Below are 17,122 nucleotides of genomic sequence, written 5' to 3'. Positions count from 1 at the left end.
TGCTATACTAAACTGTACTATAATACAGGATGGAAGGAGGAGAATGATGAAAATACTTGTAGTAGATGATGAATCGAGTATTCGTAATTTGATTCGGATGCAGTTAGAGATGGAAGGGTATGAAGTATTGACGGCGGCTGATGGGAGAGAAGCTTTAGAGAGATGGAATGAGCAGCCGGATGTACTTATTTTAGATGTGATGCTTCCTGATACGGATGGGTATGAGTTGTTACGTTTATTCCGGGAGAAGGAGCGTGATATTCCGGTGCTTATGCTGACAGCGAAGAGTCAGATGAATGATAAGTTACTTGGTCTTCAGCTTGGAGCTGATGATTATGTGACGAAGCCTTTTAATTATGCGGAGCTTATTCTTCGGGTGAAGAATATGGCGCGGCGCGTGACGAAGAAGGAAGCTCCTTTAAATCATGAGGTGATTGGGGCTGGTGATTTACTTATTTGTCCAAAGGAACGAAAGCTTCATGTGAGTGGGCAGGAGATTCAGTTAACGTACCGAGAGTTTAATTTATGTCAGTTGTTTGTTTCGAATCCGCAGCGTGTGTTTATGAGAGATGAGCTATTAGAGAAGGTATGGGGGTTTGAGTATATCGGAAATACGAGAGCGGTTGATATTATGGTGCAAAGGCTTAGGAAGAAACTAGGGAAGAGCGGGGAGTATATTAAGACAATTTATGGTGTTGGGTATAAGCTTGATTGCTAAAAGGTGATGATATGTCTTTAAAACGAAATATGGTGTTTGGGATAGTTGGATTGTTGATTCCAATTCTTGTTCTTTTGTATGCGGTTGTTTATATTGCACTGGAGAAGAATGTGTATCATAATGCGGCGGATTCCTTAGAAAAGTTAAGTGTGGAAGCGCAAATTTATACGATGAATTATTTAGAGAAGGAAGCAGAAGTGGAGACGTTAGGTCCTAATTCGCTTTTAATTGCTTCGTATTTAGCGAAGCGAATGGATGTCCGGGTGCAGATGATTGGGAAGAATGGGGATGTTGTTGCAGATACACAAAAAGGAGCGTTACTTCACCGGAATATTGATATTGAGAGTTCTTTGAAGGGAAAGAAATCGTATGTTTTCGAGGAGGGAGACCCAGCTCCAATTCTTTTGTTTTCAAGTCCAGTTTATTATGGAAACGATGTCATTGGGAGTATTCGTTTTATAAATGAGTTAACGGATGAGAAGGAAGTTTTAACAAATGTGAGTTGGACGTTTTTAATGACGTCTCTTTGTTTAGTAGCTGCGGGTATTTTCTTTGCGATTCGTTTGGCGAAGTCTCTTCATAAACCAATTGATCAGTTAAGGCAAATGGCGTATCGGCTTGCGAATGGGGATTATGAAAGCAAGATTGAGTTAAATGAGTATGTGGAGATTGCGCAGCTTTCAGCGTCCTTTAATGCGATGGCTGATGGGATTGAGCTGCATATTAAGCAGCTGAAGGAAGAGAAAGAGAAACAGAAAGATTTCTTGGACCGCATTACGCATGAGCTGAAAACACCGCTTACGGCAATTATCGGTTATGTTGATTTAATTCCGAAGTTACAGTCGAAGGAAGATGTGCAGGAGAGCCTCCGTTATGTTGCTGTAGAGAGTGAGCGTCTATTATCACTTGTAGAGGAATTACTTAAGTCTTCAAAGTACGGGACGAGTACGTTTGAAGTGTCACCTACGGTCGTGAATATTAAAGAATTGGCAGAAGAAGCGGTTTCGATTGTGAAACTCAGGTTGCAGCAGTTTGAAATTGAAGTTATGAATGAGTTAACGGAAGTACACGTCGTTGCGGATTTTGATAAGACGAAGCAAATTTTCTTGAATGTGCTTGATAATGCGATTAAATATAGTGATGCTACGCAAGTTCGTATGAATGTAATTATAAATGAGAAGGAAGCAAAGGTTTTTGTTCATGATGACGGTATTGGTATGGATGAATGTGTGCTTGCAGAATGGAATGAGTCTCCGGAAGGTAAGGTGCTTCCTTCAAGTTACGGGAATGGCTATGGTTTATACATTTGTCAGGAGATTGTGAATAAGCAGGGCGGAAGTATGCGAATTGAGAGTAGTGAAGAAATGGGAACTGCAATATGTATTACATTTTTACTTCCGAGACGGATGGAAGACATAAAAAACTTGAAAGCGGTTAAATGATACATTTATGAAACAATTATGCGGTATTTTCGAAACAACGTTTTTTTATCTTGGAGGTAGGCAGAAATGAAAAGGCTATCATTTCAAATTCTTATGTTTGTCTTTTGTATGATCGTTTCTCTTATTTTGTTTTATGTTATTGAGAAGCAAATATATAATCGAATCACAATTGTGGATGACAAACAAGCCGTTTTACAAAGAGTGAATGAATCCCTTCCTACTGAAGTGAAAGTAAGGCATGAGAAGTGGGGAGAAATTGTTGTAACGGATGAAGTTCGTTTGCATACGATTGTTTCATTCTTTGACCGAATTCGAATAGAACCGAGAGAAGCTAAGAATCAAGAACAAGTATTTACTGGAGAAGTAACGTACTTGAATGGACATAAACGTACTTTTGCAGTAGGTGACTTGTTCCAGTATGAGGCTAATGTATACGGGAAGAGTGGCACGGATCCGATGATCTCAGCATTTCAAACGTATTTGTTAAGTCTGTATTATACACCAGAGCGCATTAGTAATTTCTTTGCGGAGGCAAAGGAAGTTGTAGTGAGGCAAGGGGATGTAATACGTACTATAGATCTTACGCACATATTTGATTCTATTCGATACGCAAAGCAAATTACAGATTACGGAGAAATTCAGAAATTATTACAATCACAGAATGAGCCGATTGCTTATATTACTGCCTATAAAACAGGCAAACGTGTAAAGAATGAGCGGGAAGATATTCTAACTATTTCTGTGTATCCATCTTACTTTGTTGTGCAATATCTCGGTGATAATAACGGGAATGTCATGTATATGAAGGGCTCCCTAGCAGAATTCCTTGTAAAGGAGAATGTGTCATGAGAAAGATAGCCTTTTTCTTCTTTTTGCTAGTAATCGGAGGAGCGATGTCTAGTTGCTCTCGAGATACAACCTCTATTAAATATAATAAAAGTGGTCTCCCTATTTTGGATGATCGTCATCTCGTTGCGTATGTAGCGGCCCGCGAGGAAGTCGGTGAAGCTTTGCTTTCGTCATTTTGTAAACAACGCGGGTGTACATATGAATTTATTCGTCTATCGACAGAAGAACTTCTTCGGAGAGTAGAAGAGGAAGCCGGAAATCCGAAGGCGGATATTATTATTGGCGGTACAGTAGATGCGCATCAAATGATGAAGCAAAAGAACCTTTCTATTCCTGTTACGACCCAGCATGCGAATCGTATTTCCAAGACTGTTAAGGATAAAGATGGTTATTGGTACGGTTATGAAGTGGAGAAACTGGCAATTGCGATTAATAAAGAGCGGTGGAATGAAGAAATAGCGCCGCTCGGTCTTCCATATCCATCAAGGTGGCAAGATTTATTAGATCCGGTATATACGGGTAAGATTGCAATGCCTGATCCAAATGTTTCCGGCACAGCATATACTTTGTTTCAATCACTTATTGATACTCTAGGTGAAAGAGAAGCGAAAGAGTATGTTAAGAATCTTGCAAGGCAAGTTGGTGAAGTAACGGTGAATGGTTATATGCCCGCAGAACTGGTTGCGAGCGGTGAATATATGATAGGCATCAATTTTGCGGGAGATCAGAGAATGCTTCAGAAACAAGGCTTTCCTATTGTAAGTAATGAACCTGAGCAAACAGGTTTGTCTGTTAATGCGATTTCAAAACTAAAACGTGCACCGAGTGGTATTATTGCGGATTTATTTATTGATTATTGTTTATCAGAAGAAGCGGGGCACATTTTAGAAAAAGTTTCGTTTGGCGTACCGACGATGTTTGCGAAGAATGAGAAAGAGATAGAAGGTCAGCCGGTTAGAAGGGCGAACAAAAATATATCAAATAGTGGAATAATCGAGATATGGAATAGACAGCGTCTCTCTCAGCAGTGAGAAAAGGAGACGAAAGAATATGTTTAAATGGCTTAAGCCAGCACCTGCAATTGAGAGATTGCCGGCGAATATGATTGACAGGGTATACAAATTATTACGTATTCGTGTGCTAATGGGAATTTCAGTTGGGTATGCTGCTTATTATTTAGTGCGCAGTAACTTTACGTTATCAAGTACGTATTTAGTACAAGAATATGGTTTTAGTACAGCTGAAATTGGATTACTAGGTTCAGTAATGGCAATTGTTTATGGATTTAGTAAGTTCTTTATGGGGAATTTATCCGATAAAGCTTTCGCCCAGCGCTTTATCGCAGTCGGATTATTCTTATCAGGGCTTGTAAATATTTGCTTCGGTTTTGCATCTTCATTTGGGATGATTGTTACATTACTTGTTCTGAATGGTATTGTACAAGGTATGGGAGCACCACCTTGTAGTATCGTTATGACGAAATGGTTCTCGAAGAAAGAACGTGGTACGAAAACAGGTATTTGGAATATTTCACATAACGTTGGTGGAATGCTAGTGCCGCCCCTTGTCGGAATTGGTGTAGGTATTTTCGGTGAAAATAATTGGCAGGGCGGGGTATTTATTTTCCCAGCGATTATCGCAATGGTAATTGCAGTTCTTGTTTGGATTAATGCGAAGGATACACCAGAATCTGAAGGTCTTCCTCCAATTGATGAGTATCGTAATGACTATGAAAATCTTGAAAAAGCAGATAATGCTAATAAGATGTCACCAAAAGAAATTTTAATGAAATATGTAGTGACAAATAAGTTCGTTTGGTATTTATGTATTGCGAATGCATTTGTTTACTTAATTCGTTTCGGTGTTATTAACTGGGTTCCGCTTTATTTAACAACAGTTAAAGGTTTTTCAAAAACAGAAGCGCATGCTGCATACGCGATTTTTGAAGGTATGGCAATTCCAAGTTCATTAATCGTTGGTCTTTTAAGTGATAAATTATTTAAAGGAAAACGTATGCCATTATGTATTATGAGTATGGCTGGTGTTGTTGTTGGTACGGTTGTATATTGGCAAGCATCTAGCGTACTTGTTGTAAGTATTGCCGTTTCTATTATCGGATGTTTAATTTACGTACCACAATTTTTAATCGGTTTAAGTGCGATGGAATTAGTACCGAAATTTGCAGTAGGTACAACAGTTGGTATGTGTGGTCTGTTCGGTTATGTAGGCGGAAGTCTTGTAGCAAACGCAGCAATTGGTGTTATTGTTGATCGTTCTGGCTGGGATGGCTGCTTCATCTTACTATTAGCAGGCGGTATTTTATCAACAGTATTCTTATTTATCGTTCAACGTGGACATGAGAGAAAAGGTCCTAAAGTGGCGTAATATTTTATTCAGAAAAGCTATCCAATTATCATTTTGGATGGCTTTTTCTATATAATATAATCTTTCCTTAAAACTATCTTAAAAGATAGGATGTCATATTTCTAATCATTGGTATTTTTGTTACAATATAAATGATTGTGTAAAACTTTGTAAAATGAGTGTAACAATGTAAGCGGAACTCTTATTTTCAGAAAGTTTTATATAATTAAATATCTATTAAACTATAAGATATAAAAAGGAGCGAGAATATGTTACCAAATACGGTTCGTACTCCAAACAAGAAGAAGAAATGGATTATTATCGGAGTTATTGCACTAATTGTTATTGTTGCAGCAGTTAATATTTTTGTTATGCAAGGTAAGAAGAAAGGTACGGCTAATACAGATGCTGTAAGTTTTGAGAAAGTGACAGAGCGTAAGCTTAATAATACGAAATTAATTTCTGGTCAAGTGAAGCCAGGAAATATTGAAAGTTTCTATGCGGATCCGACTAAAGGAAAAGTGAAAGATATTGCGGTGAAAGAAGGACAAGAGGTAGAAAAGGGAACGAAATTATTCTCTTATGATAATGAAGAAATTAATCTTCAAATGAAGCAAGCTGATCTTGATCAGAAGATGGCTGATATGCGTTATGATCAAGGGAAAAAGAAGATTGATTCATTGAAGAAAGAAATTAAGAAGGTAAAAGATAGTGGGGCTGGGAAAGAAGTAACAGACCCAATGGAAGAGCAAGTAAGTGAGTTAGAAATGGCACAAAAGACAACTGACCTTGAGAAAGAAAAAGGGAAGTTACAAAAAGAAGAGTTAAGTAAAAAACAGAAAGAACTTACGATTTATAGTAATTTTACTGGTGTTGTACAGAAGTTAGATAAGGATGCAGCGCAAAGTTCATCTCAGGCATTAGGTGGTCAAGGGAAAGCATTTTTACAAGTTGCTTCTAAAGACCCGTTCCAGGTTCAAGGGACTTTAACAGAGCTTCAAAAGTCACAAATTCAAAAAGATCAAACGTTCACTGTAACTGCGAAAGCAAATAATAAGAAGAAGTGGACAGGTAAGATTACGGAAGTAAGTGAATTCCCAACGAGTGCAGAGATGGCTCAAGCTGCTGGTGAGGGAACTCAAAATATGTCTCAATATACATATAAAGCAAGTCTTGATAGCCAAGATGGTTTATCTCCAGGTTATCACGTTTCTCTGCAAGTAGATTTAGAGAATAAGACGATGATTGCTGTTCCAAGTAAGAGCATTGTAGAAAAAGGCGAAGATGCATTTGTTTATATCGAAGACAAAGGAAAACTTCGTAAGCAAAATGTGAAAAAAGGTGCGAATGATGGAGATTGGACAGAGGTTGTTGAAGGCGTAACAGTGGGGCAAAAGGTGGTTAAAAATCCTTCCGACAACGTGTATGACGGAATGGAAGTGAAAGAGAAATGATTACGTTAAATAATATTGCTAAAACATATTATCAAGGAAAATTGGCAGTGCCGATTTTACATGGTATTAGTTTAACAATTCAAAGCGGTGAGTTCGTTTCTATTATGGGACCGTCTGGTTCTGGTAAATCAACGCTTATGAATATTATCGGTTGTTTAGATCGTCCAACAGAAGGTGAATATATGTTGAATGATGTGAATATCTTAACAGCAGACGAGTCAAAACTAGCTTTAATTCGTAATGAATATATCGGTTTTGTATTCCAGCACTTTAATTTGCTGCCGCGTCTTTCCGCAGTGGAAAACGTTGAACTTCCGCTCATCTACGGTGGAGTGAAGAAAGCAGAGCGTCGTCAAAGAGCTCTTGAAGCGCTTGGAAAAGTTGGATTATCAGATAGAGTAGACCATTTACCTAGTGAATTATCAGGTGGACAGAAGCAACGTGTAGCTATCGCAAGATCGATTGCAAATAATCCAACGTTCATTATGGCCGATGAGCCGACAGGTGCGCTTGATACGAAGTCTGGTGCACAAGTTATGGATATTTTCACGAAGCTAAATGCAGAAGGTACGACGATTGTTATGGTTACGCATGAAGAAGAGGTAGCAGCGTATTCTTCCCGCCGCATTGTACTGCGAGATGGGAAAATTACAGAAGATAGAAGGTGTGCAGTATGAGTTTACTAGATAGTATGAAAATTGCCTTATCTTCTATTCTAGCTCATAAACTGCGCTCAGCTCTGACGATGCTTGGGATTATTATCGGTGTAGGTTCTATTATTACCGTTGTTGCGATTGGACAAGGCGGAGAAGCTGCACTGAAATCGCAATTTGTTGGTTCAGGTAATCAAACGGTTCCGATTCATTATAGTGCAGATATGAATGATCCCTTTGGTATGGGAATGGTAGAAGCACCGAAGATAACTGAAGAAGATATTTTTGAAATTAAAAAAATTCCAGAGATCGCACATGTTGTAACAACAAATTCAAGCATGGAACCACTTGATATTGAAGATAAAATAGAGATGGTAAACGTTACTGGTTTAGATAGTGAGTACTTTGCAGTAAATAAAGTAAAGTTGTTAAAGGGACGTTCTTTACAAGAATCAGACGTGGATCAAGGCAATAACGTTGTCATGATTAGTAAACAAATGGAAGAAAAGGTGTTTAAGGATGCCAATCCAGTCGGTAAAATTATTGAAATGAAAGGTCAACCGATGCAAATTATTGGTGTCTATAAATCAGATAACGAGTTTATGGGAATGGGACCATCAGAAGCACTAGTTCCAATTTCATTATGGCCGACACTGTATGGAAAAGATGAAATTCAAAATATTTCTGTTCAAGCAAAAAATGTAGATAATCTAGAAAAAGCAGGTAAAAAAGCTGCAGATGTCTTAAACAGTCGTAAACCGAGTGATGCAACTGGTAAATACGAAGTTATGAATTTAAAAGAACTTCAAGAAGGTATTTCAAAAATGACAGGTATTATGACGATGATCATCGGCGGTATCGCTGGTATTTCATTAGTCGTTGGAGGTATTGGCGTTATGAATATCATGCTTGTATCTGTAACAGAGCGTACACGTGAAATTGGGGTGCGTAAGGCACTTGGGGCAACACGTAGTAAAATTTTATTACAGTTTTTAATTGAAGCAGTTATGTTAACGCTTCTAGGTGGTTTAATCGGAATTGGTCTTGGGTATGGCGGGGCATATATCGTTTCCACATTTGCGAAGTGGCCACCGCTCGTTTCTTGGGAAGTTGTCGTTGGCGGCGTACTATTCTCTATGACACTTGGTATTATTTTCGGATTAATTCCAGCAAACAAAGCTGCGAAATTAGATCCAATTGAAGCACTTCGTTATGAGTAATTTACTAGTGTATTAGAGAGAAAACTCTCTAATACACATTACCGTTCTAGTGGGCGGTTCGTATCCTCTTGCATGAGGATGTGAACCGCCCGTTAGAACGGGTTATATAAATAGAAGGAGGCGTTATGATGGAAGCGAATTTGAATACGCAAAAAGTTGGTGGAGAGAAGCCGTCATTATTTGGAATGATTACTTCTCCTGGCGTTCAGTTTGAGCGAATGAAAACTAGTAATGCAGTTTGGGGTGCGTTTTGGATACTTGTTTTATTAGGAGCAGTTGTTGGTGGACTTGCTGCTTATGTAGGTTCTTTAACCCCTGAGGCGATTAAGATGAATAAGGATTTGGGTATTAGCGTTACACCTATAATGTCGTTTGGTATGGGTGCAGTATTTGGTGCTATTGGTATGGCGATAGGTTTCTTTATTAGTGCAGCAGTGTATAAAGTATTAATGATGTTAATGAGCAATGATACTTCTTATAAGAAATTATTAACGATTAGTGTGTATTCAAGCATTATTTCATTACTTGGTTTATTAATAAACACAGTTTTAGCACTTGTTTTAGGCGGATCAGGCCAAGAAATGTACACTGGTTTAGGACCGATTCTCGCTTCAAGTGGTGGTGTTGTAAAAGGCATTGCAAATAATATTGAAGTGTTCACAATTTGGGGATTTGTTATTACATGGTTAGGTCTTCAAATTACGGCTGGCTTAAGTAAAAAGAAAGCAACAATTCTTATGGTTGTCTTCTTTATCTTAACTATTGGATTTGGTGCAGTAAAAGGCATGTTCTAATAATAGTGATGTTTTATGTCACTAGAAAAAAATGCAGCAATTATTTTTATAATTGCTGCATTTTTGTTATAAGGTGGAGATGCATATGTTTAAGAAATTTTCAGCAAATGTTTTGTTTATGTTAGTCGTAACATTGTTAGCTGTAGAATATATGCCGAATAAGAATCCTTATATATTTGTTGGGGTTACAAGTTGTATTTTAGCAACTGGTTTATATGCGATCGATAGATTTTTCAAAAGCATGGCTAAAGAGTAATATAGTTTGCCAATATATAAATAAAAGGTTCCTTCTAATGTATAGGAGGAATCTTTTTTATTTTCACCCCTATTTCAAATACCCCAAGCAGAATTTCAAATACTGCCTAGTGTAATTTCAAATTACGGCAGCAGTATTTGAAATTACCCACAATGAAATTTCCTTTCTCATTTTATATTGTAGAGGTACCGCGGAATACTGAAGAGGTATACCTTTTAGAAACGGGCACTGTGTGAAGCCAGCGACTTTTACAGATACGGTTGTTTTGTATGAAGGTATGATTGTAAATCAAATAAAGAGGTTAAATATTTACCAAGATTATGAAGAGTATTATCAATGTGGCTTAATTGGTCTTTGGCATGCGTATGAAAGGTATGAGGAGGAGAAAGGTAGTTTTCCTGCTTATGCGGTTGTAACGGTACGTGGTTATATATTGGAAAGATTGAAGAAAGAATGCGTAGTGCAAGAGCGGTATGTATGCACGGATGATTATGGGGAACGATTTGAGTGTGAAGATACGGGAACGAGAGCGAAGGACTTTATGAGTGTGTTAGATGAGAGGGAGAGGCATATCATTTCAGAGCGATTTTTCTCAGGAAAAAATATGGGGGAGATAGCGTCTGAAATGGGGATGACGTACTATCAAGTGAGATGGGTATATCGACAAGCACTTGAGAAAATGAGAGATAGTGTAAGGGGATAAGAACAATAAGTAGAATGGAAGGCAAAGGAAATATTGCGTTCCATTCTATTTACATTAAGGCAGTAAATGTGGCAAGAGGTTTTTTGAGTGTAGTGAATCTTTCATGTTCATTCGGGATAATACATGTCCAGATTTGAAAAATTGTTGCTGTAACTTATGAGAACCTATTTGTATTGTTATGGTAGTTCCGTTAAAAAAATGAATGTTAGCCTTGTTAGTTTTTTTGGAAAACTCTATCTCCTCTATATGATTATAGAACAGCCAAATGCAGTTTGGAGAAGAAGGAGATTCTGTTGGGAAAGCACAAATATATTCTTTATGATTAATCGGAATTGGAACATTTTGTTTGAGCTTAAAGTTTATTTGGACTGCACGACGTCTACCTTGATAAGTAGAATGAACATGTGTTAGACAAGATTTCTTTATGAGTTGGATAGCTGTTTGGCAAGAGTGCAGGGGGTTTCCGCTACTGTCGATCATTTTTGTTCGGTAATAAGGGTGTTTGCAAGGTTCGAGCATCATTGTAGAACTAGAAATAAAAATATCATTTTCATTATTCATGATTCTAAAATCCTCCCTTATAAAATTAGTATTCTGAATATAATTATATACGAATAATGTAAAATTATTGTTAATCTTTTGTTTCGTATTGTAAATTTTTACGGTTCGTTTACAATCAATAGATGATAGTCTTTCTAATTTGCATCGCTTGTACATATATATGAAAATAGAAAAGAGTAGGCGGTGATATAGTATGAAAAAAAAGTATATTATTATGGCTCTAGCTGTTGTTCTCTTAGTTTATTTAGCAAACAGTAATCCGGGTAAGGGAGAATATACGGATTGGGCAGCAAAACAATTTATGAAGCGTAATGATGTGAGTAAGAAGTTAGAAGAGGTTGAGAAAGAAAACAAAGAGGGTATACTTGGCGACTTAGCATCGGCGGGAAAGAAATTGGCAAATAAGTATGTTGAACCACAAGTTGGATTATTAATCGAACATTATACAAAGCGAAATGATTATATTTTCTTCTCAACATATACGACAGAGTTTGATTTAGGCGGAGAGAATTATAAGTATGTTTGTGTTGGTTTTTCAAACATCTTTATTCCAATTGAAATGCCGAAGAAAAAAGACGAATCTGCAAAATAATGCAGATTCGCCTTTTTGATTTACGGAGTGATCTGAACTTCAGATACATTTTTTTCTATGAGGCGAGCTCCTTTTTTACGAGTATTTTCACCAATTGATGAAAATACAGATGAAGAAAGAATGGTATCCATTACTTGATTTACGGCTAGTTCATTTACTGGTGTAATGGGATTATCGATAGAAAAGACAACTGTTTTTCCATCTTCTTTTACGAAAACTAACTCTAGTACTTGCATGCTTTATTCCCTCCTTTTTATTTACAGGTTAGAAAGATCTGACGTGCTTACAAGTTGTACAGCGTGAAGTGATGATTGTTGTAGTGAAGCAAGAGCACGTGCTACTTCATGTACTTTTCCTAAATCTGCATTTGTTTTCACACGTTTGAATTGCTTGTTCTTAAAAACTGTTTTACCGTTTTTGTCTAATCCTCCGTTTAATACAAGGCGTAAAGTTAAATCCATTACGATTGTTTCAACTGCCATGTTTATCACCCCCTTTCACTTTATAAATAGGGGGTAAATGTCATGTTTTGGCGTGAAATTTTTTCTTTTTTTTGGTACTCTTAAAAGACTAAGAGAGGAGCTTTCGGGAGAATGAATCGTAAATGGTTATTTTGGATTCCTGTATTACTATGGATGGGGATTATTTTCTATTCTTCAGCACAGCCATATAAAAAACAGGATATGCGCTCGGATATTGAGCAATATATAAATGTTGAGTTTGTGAAAGAGCATTTTTCATGGGTATCTATCGATTATGGCGGAGGTACGCCTGTTAGTATTGCAAATAAAGGTGTAGGTGGATTTGTTGAGTTTTTCCTTCGTAAAGGTGCTCATTTTATGGTGTTCTTTATGCTTGGTTCATTGACGTATTATGCTTTTCATCGATCGGGTTATTCGAGAAAAAGGTGCTTTGCATACGCCCTCCTTTTCGTTGCGGGGTATGCAACATTTGATGAAATTCATCAATGGTTTACGGGAGACCGTACACCGATGTGGCAAGATTCATTGCTTGATACGTGCGGTGGGTTAACAGGAATTATAATAAGCAATTGGTTTTGGAATAGAAAAAGGAGCTAATCTCAGTTAGAGATTTGCTCCTTTTTCATTTATCTCGCTATTTGTGAGAATAGAAAAATCCACTTTATACGCCAAGTAATTCTTTTAGTTCGTCTGTTGATAGTTCGGTCATCCAACTATCGCTTGTAATGACGGCGTTGTTTAATGATTGTTTTCGTTCTAACATTTCATCAATTTTCTCTTCAAGTGTTCCTGTTGTAATAAGTTTGTGAACGTGAACGAAGCGTTTTTGACCGATGCGATAAGCACGGTCTGTTGCTTGGTTTTCTACAGCTGGATTCCACCAACGGTCATAGTGAATGACATGGTTAGCAGCAGTTAAGTTTAATCCTGTTCCGCCGGCCTTTAACGATAAGATGAAGATGTCATACGTTCCGTTTTGGAACTGCTCAATCATCTTGTCACGCTCTTTCTTTGGTACGCTCCCGTTTAAGAAGAGGACGCGCTGACCGAATGCTTCTTCTAACATACTTTTTAGCATGTTCCCCATGCCAATGTACTGAGTGAAGATTAAGCAACTTTCATTTTGGTCTTTTATATTTTCGATGAGCTCCATTACTGTTTTTGTTTTCATAGAGCGCTCGACGATATTTTGTGGTTCTTCTTCTTTCAAATAAAGTGCTGGGTGATTACAAATTTGTTTTAGCTTGTTCAGCATAAGTAATATAAATCCGCGTCTTTCAATTCCGCTTAATCCTTCTACATTTTGCAATGTATCTTGAACAAGTTGTTCGTATAAGGAAGCCTGTTCGCCAGTTAGTGGACAATAGGCTTTCTGTTCTTGTTTATCTGGTAAGTTTAATGCGACTGTTTGATCTTTCTTCGTACGACGCAGTAAAAACGGCGAGATAAACCGCTGTACTTGCTGGATTTTTCCTTCATCGCGGTCCTTTTCAATCGGTGTGACGAAGCGGCGCTGGAATTGTCCTAAGCTTCCGAGATACCCATGATTGATAAAGTCGAAAATAGACCAAAGCTCAGCAAGTCGGTTTTCCATCGGTGTACCGGTCAAAGCAATGTTATGATTTGCTTGTAAGTTTCTTACTGCTTTCGACTGTTTCGTATGTGGGTTTTTTATATTTTGTGCTTCGTCTAAAATAACAGCGTCCCAGCATAACGTACTAAGTTCTTCTTCATCAAGCTGAGCTAATGCATAAGAAGTTAATATAACATCTGCTGATTGAAGAAAATCTTTAAATGACTCATCCTTAGCTCGGTTACTACCATAGTGTAACTGAACACGTAAACTTGGTGCGAAACGCTCAAATTCCTTTTGCCAATTTCCAAGGACTGATGTTGGTGCCACAATTAATGCAGGACCTGTTTGGAGATTGTTTTCTTTAGCGTATAGTAAGTAAGTTATCGTTTGAATACTTTTTCCAAGTCCCATATCATCAGCTAATAATGCTCCAAATCCAAGCTTTCGTAAGTATAGCAACCACTCAACACCGTGTTGTTGATATGGGCGGAGTGTTGCTTGTAACGAAGATGGTACATCTACTTTTGGAATATCTCCAATGTGCAGAAGTTTTTGGAAAAGCTCTTCATAATATCCATCTAGCTCGATTTCAATATCGCTAAAAGGACTATCGTCTTCTACAATTTCTGTTTCCGCCGTGCTAGATAAATGTTGCTGCAACACGTCTTTCATTTCTAGTCCATATTTATCGGCACGGTGCATTAGTTTTCTTACTTCTTCAATAAAGGCAGGATCAAGTCTCATCCATTGACCATTTAAATTGAAAAGACGTTTGTTCTGCTCAACGAGTTCGAAAAATTCGCTTTCTGATAAATCAATTCCGTCTGTTGAAATGCGCCAGTCAAAATTAACGAGCGTATTCATGCCGAAGAAAGACTGTGTTTGTGCTGTACTTTGCTTCAGCTGTACACGTAACCTTGGTTTTGTTGCTTTTAAATTTTGCCACCATGATGGTAGTAGAATTGTAATGCCTGCTGCGAGTAATTCATTACTTGCTTCGGTTAAGAAGTTCCAAGCTTCCGTTTCAAAGAGTTCTTCTCGGAACTTGTCGTCCTCTTTTAGCCACGGTACGAGCTTACTGAATCCTTCTTGTGTTTCAAGAATACGTTCTTCGTAATCGTGCCATCGTTTTGGCAAGGAATCGATACTTTCATATACATATATGCGATGCGCACCACGTTTTGGTGTAACGATTGTTTCAAGCTTCCACATTTCAAGTTCTTCTTGCGGTTCTTGTAGTCTTAAGCCGACTGTAAATGGAAGGTCATCTTCAATGTAACCAATTTTTCGAAGCCAATCTTCTTCATGTAGTGCTGCTTCCAATTGCCTTTTCGTAAAGTCGTAATGTTCATATAGTCTCTTTGCATCTTCCCATCCGTCATTTGAGCGAGCATCTTGCAAAATACTTTCGTTCACAGCGGCAGAGAAAAGAGATGCTAACATGTCATCTTCAATTGAGGTATTCTGAACTTTCCAAGATGGCTGCTGAGACCAATGCTTCATGTCAGGTGCGAAGCTGCCGCTGACGAAAGCGTCCCATAATTCACTTGCGTCCTTTGTAAGTGCCGTAATAGGACCGTTCATTTGCATATTTGCAAATGAATTCATCGGTTTATTTGCGATGTATTCAAATGCCTGTGCATTCGTTAACATAACGCCTTGTTTTCCCTCATACGTTGCTTCTTTTAAAAACGTTCCGTAGAAGGAAGTAGAGTGCCATGCGAATGCATTTTTTTTCCAAGTTGCTACGGATAAGAGCGTACCGCTATCATCTTCTCCCCAAAGGAACCAACCTTGACTAACGTGCTGGAGCCTAATTGTTACTTCAGTTTGTATGATCATCGATTAATTTTCCTCTCCGTAATTCCTCTTGTAGTGCACGCAGACGTGAATGTAAGTTAGCGATATGAATAATGAAAGCATCCCATTCATCAGTTCGCTTCAGTCGTTTATAAAGCATACGTAATTTCTTTAAGTAACGAACGGCACGTTTATATGATTTGCGATTTCGCTCTTCAATTGCTTCCATTGCGGCATGGTGATAAAGAGGAAGTGCTGCTTCGGGCGCTTCCTTTTCAATATCTTTCAATGGTTCTTTCAAAAGTTCGATTACTTCGAATCCATATAAGAGCTGAAGTTCCGTCCATGCATGGTATTGTTTCTTCGCTAGTACGTATTGTTCATAATTTGTGAAACTATACGGTAATAGTTCTTGTAAAATCATTTCTAATCCCGCTTGTTCATTCGTATGCGTTGCATATGTCTCATACACCATCACAAATAATCGAACGATATCTTGTATGAAGACGGTATTCTCTTGTTCCGTTATCGTTTCTTTTACTTGTTTATAAGTAAAGGAAAGCCAGCTTTTAGCACGGTCCCACTGCATCGCACTTAATAACTCTTCTAACCAATAGAAGTAAAGGCTCACAACAGAAGCAGGCTGTTTTTTGAGTAATTCCATTGCCGATAAGTCTTCATTATTTAAAAAGAGCAGATGAGAAGATGCTAATGCTTTGGAAAGTGGATTGATTTTAGTATCGATTCGTTTTTCTTCTTCTTGTAGCTGCTCTTCTGTTCTTAACAGTTCACCCCATACGTGACGATAAATGAAGAATCGCTCTTGTGTATAGGCATCGGTAGAGAAGAATGCTTCATGTATGAGCCGAGCTGTTTCTTGTAAAATCGGTTTGGCTTCTTCTGGAATCTCCTCTGTTTTTAGGTCCCTAACGGTAGATTCAACTTTATCAACGAATAGGCGAACGACGTTAACTGGTTGGTGATAAGAATATAGTTTGTTTGCTTCAAATTCTTGAATTTCTTCTAATAATTTTTGAAAGCAATAAAGTGCCGCGTGCAACTTAAATAATTCATGAATAGCAACGATGCGCGGAGCCTTCCGTTCTAATTTTGTATAGAAGTCTGTAAAAAGACTCATAAGAAAATACATTTGTTTATAAGTGAGCCGCGCTTGTTCTTTTTTAAATGATTCATATTCATTTTCAAAGTATGTTTGCCAACTTTTATAATCCATTTCTTCAAAAGCTGATGATTGCAATACTTGTCTTGCAGTTCGAATAGGAGGAAGAGAAGGTTTTGTATTATTTTTGAATAAAGTTAATACATCTCCTACCTGCCCAAAGCTAGAAGCTGCAGATAGTAACACAGCAAGCATATGCTGACATTGCGTTGGCGCGAAGCAATCGCAATAGCTTTCAGTGACATTACGAATCGGGATGTGAACGCTATATACACTGCCTTCAGCATTTACAGTTCCGGATAGCGTATAGCCATCAAAGTCAACGTTATAGACAACACCACTACGATATAGGTGCCGAGCTGTAGCGACATGCTCCTGATCAGCAACTTGCTGTGGATCAAGCCCTTGAACGAACTCATTCGCAATCATCATAATTTCATCTTTCGTAATTGAGTCTTGCAGCATAATATTCCTCCGT

Annotated in this window: 18 protein-coding genes; 13 read left to right on the top strand and 5 right to left on the bottom strand. The window is 37.9% G+C overall.

What is annotated here, in order from left to right:
- Positions 1-46 precede the first annotated feature (46 nt).
- The 11 genes from MKX77_RS25535 to MKX77_RS25485 all read left to right on the top strand — a co-directional run bounded on the left by MKX77_RS25535 (position 47) and on the right by MKX77_RS25485 (position 10,453).
- Complete coding sequence (locus MKX77_RS25535; protein WP_341308135.1) at positions 47-718, top strand: response regulator transcription factor; 672 nt, start codon at positions 47-49, stop codon at positions 716-718.
- Between the two features lie 11 nt (positions 719-729).
- Complete coding sequence (locus MKX77_RS25530; RefSeq protein ID WP_341308134.1) at positions 730-2,160, top strand: HAMP domain-containing sensor histidine kinase; 1,431 nt, start codon at positions 730-732, stop codon at positions 2,158-2,160.
- 66 nt (positions 2,161-2,226) lie between these two features.
- Complete coding sequence (locus MKX77_RS25525) at positions 2,227-3,009, top strand: DUF3919 family protein (protein WP_341308133.1); 783 nt, start codon at positions 2,227-2,229, stop codon at positions 3,007-3,009.
- Positions 3,006-4,040: an ABC transporter substrate-binding protein gene (locus MKX77_RS25520; protein WP_341308132.1), complete on the top strand. Its 1,035-nt coding sequence runs from the start codon at positions 3,006-3,008 to the stop codon at positions 4,038-4,040. Before MKX77_RS25525 ends, MKX77_RS25520 begins: the two co-directional genes overlap by 4 nt.
- A 19-nt stretch (positions 4,041-4,059) precedes the next feature.
- On the top strand, positions 4,060-5,394 hold the full coding sequence (locus MKX77_RS25515) for an MFS transporter (RefSeq protein ID WP_215554768.1): 1,335 nt from the start codon (positions 4,060-4,062) through the stop codon (positions 5,392-5,394).
- Positions 5,395-5,642: 248 nt separating this feature from the next.
- Positions 5,643-6,827 carry an efflux RND transporter periplasmic adaptor subunit gene (locus MKX77_RS25510; protein WP_341308131.1) on the top strand — a complete coding sequence of 395 codons (1,185 nt, stop codon included), beginning with the start codon at positions 5,643-5,645 and terminating at the stop codon, positions 6,825-6,827.
- Positions 6,824-7,504, top strand: a complete 681-nt coding sequence (locus MKX77_RS25505; RefSeq protein WP_002089682.1) for an ABC transporter ATP-binding protein — start codon at positions 6,824-6,826, stop codon at positions 7,502-7,504. Before MKX77_RS25510 ends, MKX77_RS25505 begins: the two co-directional genes overlap by 4 nt.
- Positions 7,501-8,700 carry an ABC transporter permease gene (locus MKX77_RS25500; protein WP_341308130.1) on the top strand — a complete coding sequence of 400 codons (1,200 nt, stop codon included), beginning with the start codon at positions 7,501-7,503 and terminating at the stop codon, positions 8,698-8,700. The genes MKX77_RS25505 and MKX77_RS25500 overlap by 4 nt, the downstream gene beginning before the upstream one ends.
- Before the next feature lie 128 nt (positions 8,701-8,828).
- Positions 8,829-9,494, top strand: a complete 666-nt coding sequence (locus MKX77_RS25495; protein WP_341308129.1) for a Yip1 family protein — start codon at positions 8,829-8,831, stop codon at positions 9,492-9,494.
- An 85-nt stretch (positions 9,495-9,579) separates the two neighbouring features.
- Positions 9,580-9,750: a hypothetical protein gene (locus tag MKX77_RS25490; protein ID WP_341308128.1), complete on the top strand. Its 171-nt coding sequence runs from the start codon at positions 9,580-9,582 to the stop codon at positions 9,748-9,750.
- Between the two features lie 232 nt (positions 9,751-9,982).
- Positions 9,983-10,453, top strand: coding sequence for a sigma-70 family RNA polymerase sigma factor (locus MKX77_RS25485; RefSeq protein WP_341308127.1), 471 nt, complete (start codon positions 9,983-9,985; stop codon positions 10,451-10,453).
- A gap of 54 nt (positions 10,454-10,507) precedes the next feature.
- On the opposite strand, the gene MKX77_RS25480 is transcribed toward MKX77_RS25485, so the two are convergent.
- Positions 10,508-11,014: a competence protein ComK gene (locus tag MKX77_RS25480; RefSeq protein WP_341308126.1), complete on the bottom strand. Its 507-nt coding sequence runs from the start codon at positions 11,012-11,014 to the stop codon at positions 10,508-10,510.
- A gap of 193 nt (positions 11,015-11,207) precedes the next feature.
- On the opposite strand from MKX77_RS25480, the gene MKX77_RS25475 reads away from it, so the two are divergent.
- Positions 11,208-11,606: a DUF4359 domain-containing protein gene (locus tag MKX77_RS25475; protein WP_002034805.1), complete on the top strand. Its 399-nt coding sequence runs from the start codon at positions 11,208-11,210 to the stop codon at positions 11,604-11,606.
- 20 nt (positions 11,607-11,626) lie between these two features.
- Here MKX77_RS25475 and MKX77_RS25470 read toward each other — a convergent pair whose 3' ends face one another.
- Positions 11,627-11,842 (bottom strand): DUF2922 domain-containing protein, encoded by a 216-nt coding sequence (locus MKX77_RS25470; RefSeq protein WP_341308125.1) that lies wholly within the window; start codon positions 11,840-11,842, stop codon positions 11,627-11,629.
- 21 nt (positions 11,843-11,863) lie between these two features.
- Complete coding sequence (locus MKX77_RS25465) at positions 11,864-12,088, bottom strand: DUF1659 domain-containing protein (protein ID WP_002016256.1); 225 nt, start codon at positions 12,086-12,088, stop codon at positions 11,864-11,866.
- Positions 12,089-12,199: 111 nt separating this feature from the next.
- On the opposite strand from MKX77_RS25465, the gene MKX77_RS25460 reads away from it, so the two are divergent.
- On the top strand, positions 12,200-12,685 hold the full coding sequence (locus tag MKX77_RS25460) for a VanZ family protein (protein WP_002034802.1): 486 nt from the start codon (positions 12,200-12,202) through the stop codon (positions 12,683-12,685).
- 64 nt (positions 12,686-12,749) lie between these two features.
- Here MKX77_RS25460 and MKX77_RS25455 read toward each other — a convergent pair whose 3' ends face one another.
- Entirely contained in the window at positions 12,750-15,506 is a 2,757-nt protein-coding gene (locus MKX77_RS25455; protein WP_215554763.1) for a DEAD/DEAH box helicase, read from the bottom strand.
- Positions 15,490-17,109, bottom strand: coding sequence for an SWIM zinc finger family protein (locus MKX77_RS25450; RefSeq protein ID WP_341308124.1), 1,620 nt, complete (start codon positions 17,107-17,109; stop codon positions 15,490-15,492). Before MKX77_RS25450 ends, MKX77_RS25455 begins: the two co-directional genes overlap by 17 nt.
- Positions 17,110-17,122 lie beyond the last annotated feature (13 nt).

It is taken from the genome of Bacillus sp. FSL R9-9410, assembly GCF_038050385.1.
Taxonomy (GTDB): Bacteria; Bacillota; Bacilli; order Bacillales; family Bacillaceae_G; genus Bacillus_A; species Bacillus_A cereus_U.
Note: the sequence above shows the minus strand (reverse complement) of the source record. Positions and strands in the feature narration are given on the sequence as shown.

Bases quoted from the DNA above. Each gene is read 5' to 3' on its own strand.
- MKX77_RS25535 (WP_341308135.1), top strand. From the start codon at position 47: ATGAAAATACTTGTAGTAGATGATGAATCGAGTATTCGTAATTTGATT.
- MKX77_RS25530 (WP_341308134.1), top strand. From the start codon at position 730: ATGTCTTTAAAACGAAATATGGTGTTTGGGATAGTTGGATTGTTGATT.
- MKX77_RS25525 (WP_341308133.1), top strand. From the start codon at position 2,227: ATGAAAAGGCTATCATTTCAAATTCTTATGTTTGTCTTTTGTATGATC.
- MKX77_RS25520 (WP_341308132.1), top strand. From the start codon at position 3,006: ATGAGAAAGATAGCCTTTTTCTTCTTTTTGCTAGTAATCGGAGGAGCG.
- MKX77_RS25515 (WP_215554768.1), top strand. From the start codon at position 4,060: ATGTTTAAATGGCTTAAGCCAGCACCTGCAATTGAGAGATTGCCGGCG.
- MKX77_RS25510 (WP_341308131.1), top strand. From the start codon at position 5,643: ATGTTACCAAATACGGTTCGTACTCCAAACAAGAAGAAGAAATGGATT.
- MKX77_RS25505 (WP_002089682.1), top strand. From the start codon at position 6,824: ATGATTACGTTAAATAATATTGCTAAAACATATTATCAAGGAAAATTG.
- MKX77_RS25500 (WP_341308130.1), top strand. From the start codon at position 7,501: ATGAGTTTACTAGATAGTATGAAAATTGCCTTATCTTCTATTCTAGCT.
- MKX77_RS25495 (WP_341308129.1), top strand. From the start codon at position 8,829: ATGGAAGCGAATTTGAATACGCAAAAAGTTGGTGGAGAGAAGCCGTCA.
- MKX77_RS25490 (WP_341308128.1), top strand. From the start codon at position 9,580: ATGTTTAAGAAATTTTCAGCAAATGTTTTGTTTATGTTAGTCGTAACA.
- MKX77_RS25480 (WP_341308126.1), bottom strand. From the start codon at position 11,014: ATGAATAATGAAAATGATATTTTTATTTCTAGTTCTACAATGATGCTC.
- MKX77_RS25475 (WP_002034805.1), top strand. From the start codon at position 11,208: ATGAAAAAAAAGTATATTATTATGGCTCTAGCTGTTGTTCTCTTAGTT.
- MKX77_RS25470 (WP_341308125.1), bottom strand. From the start codon at position 11,842: ATGCAAGTACTAGAGTTAGTTTTCGTAAAAGAAGATGGAAAAACAGTT.
- MKX77_RS25465 (WP_002016256.1), bottom strand. From the start codon at position 12,088: ATGGCAGTTGAAACAATCGTAATGGATTTAACTTTACGCCTTGTATTA.
- MKX77_RS25460 (WP_002034802.1), top strand. From the start codon at position 12,200: ATGAATCGTAAATGGTTATTTTGGATTCCTGTATTACTATGGATGGGG.
- MKX77_RS25455 (WP_215554763.1), bottom strand. From the start codon at position 15,506: ATGATCATACAAACTGAAGTAACAATTAGGCTCCAGCACGTTAGTCAA.
- MKX77_RS25450 (WP_341308124.1), bottom strand. From the start codon at position 17,109: ATGCTGCAAGACTCAATTACGAAAGATGAAATTATGATGATTGCGAAT.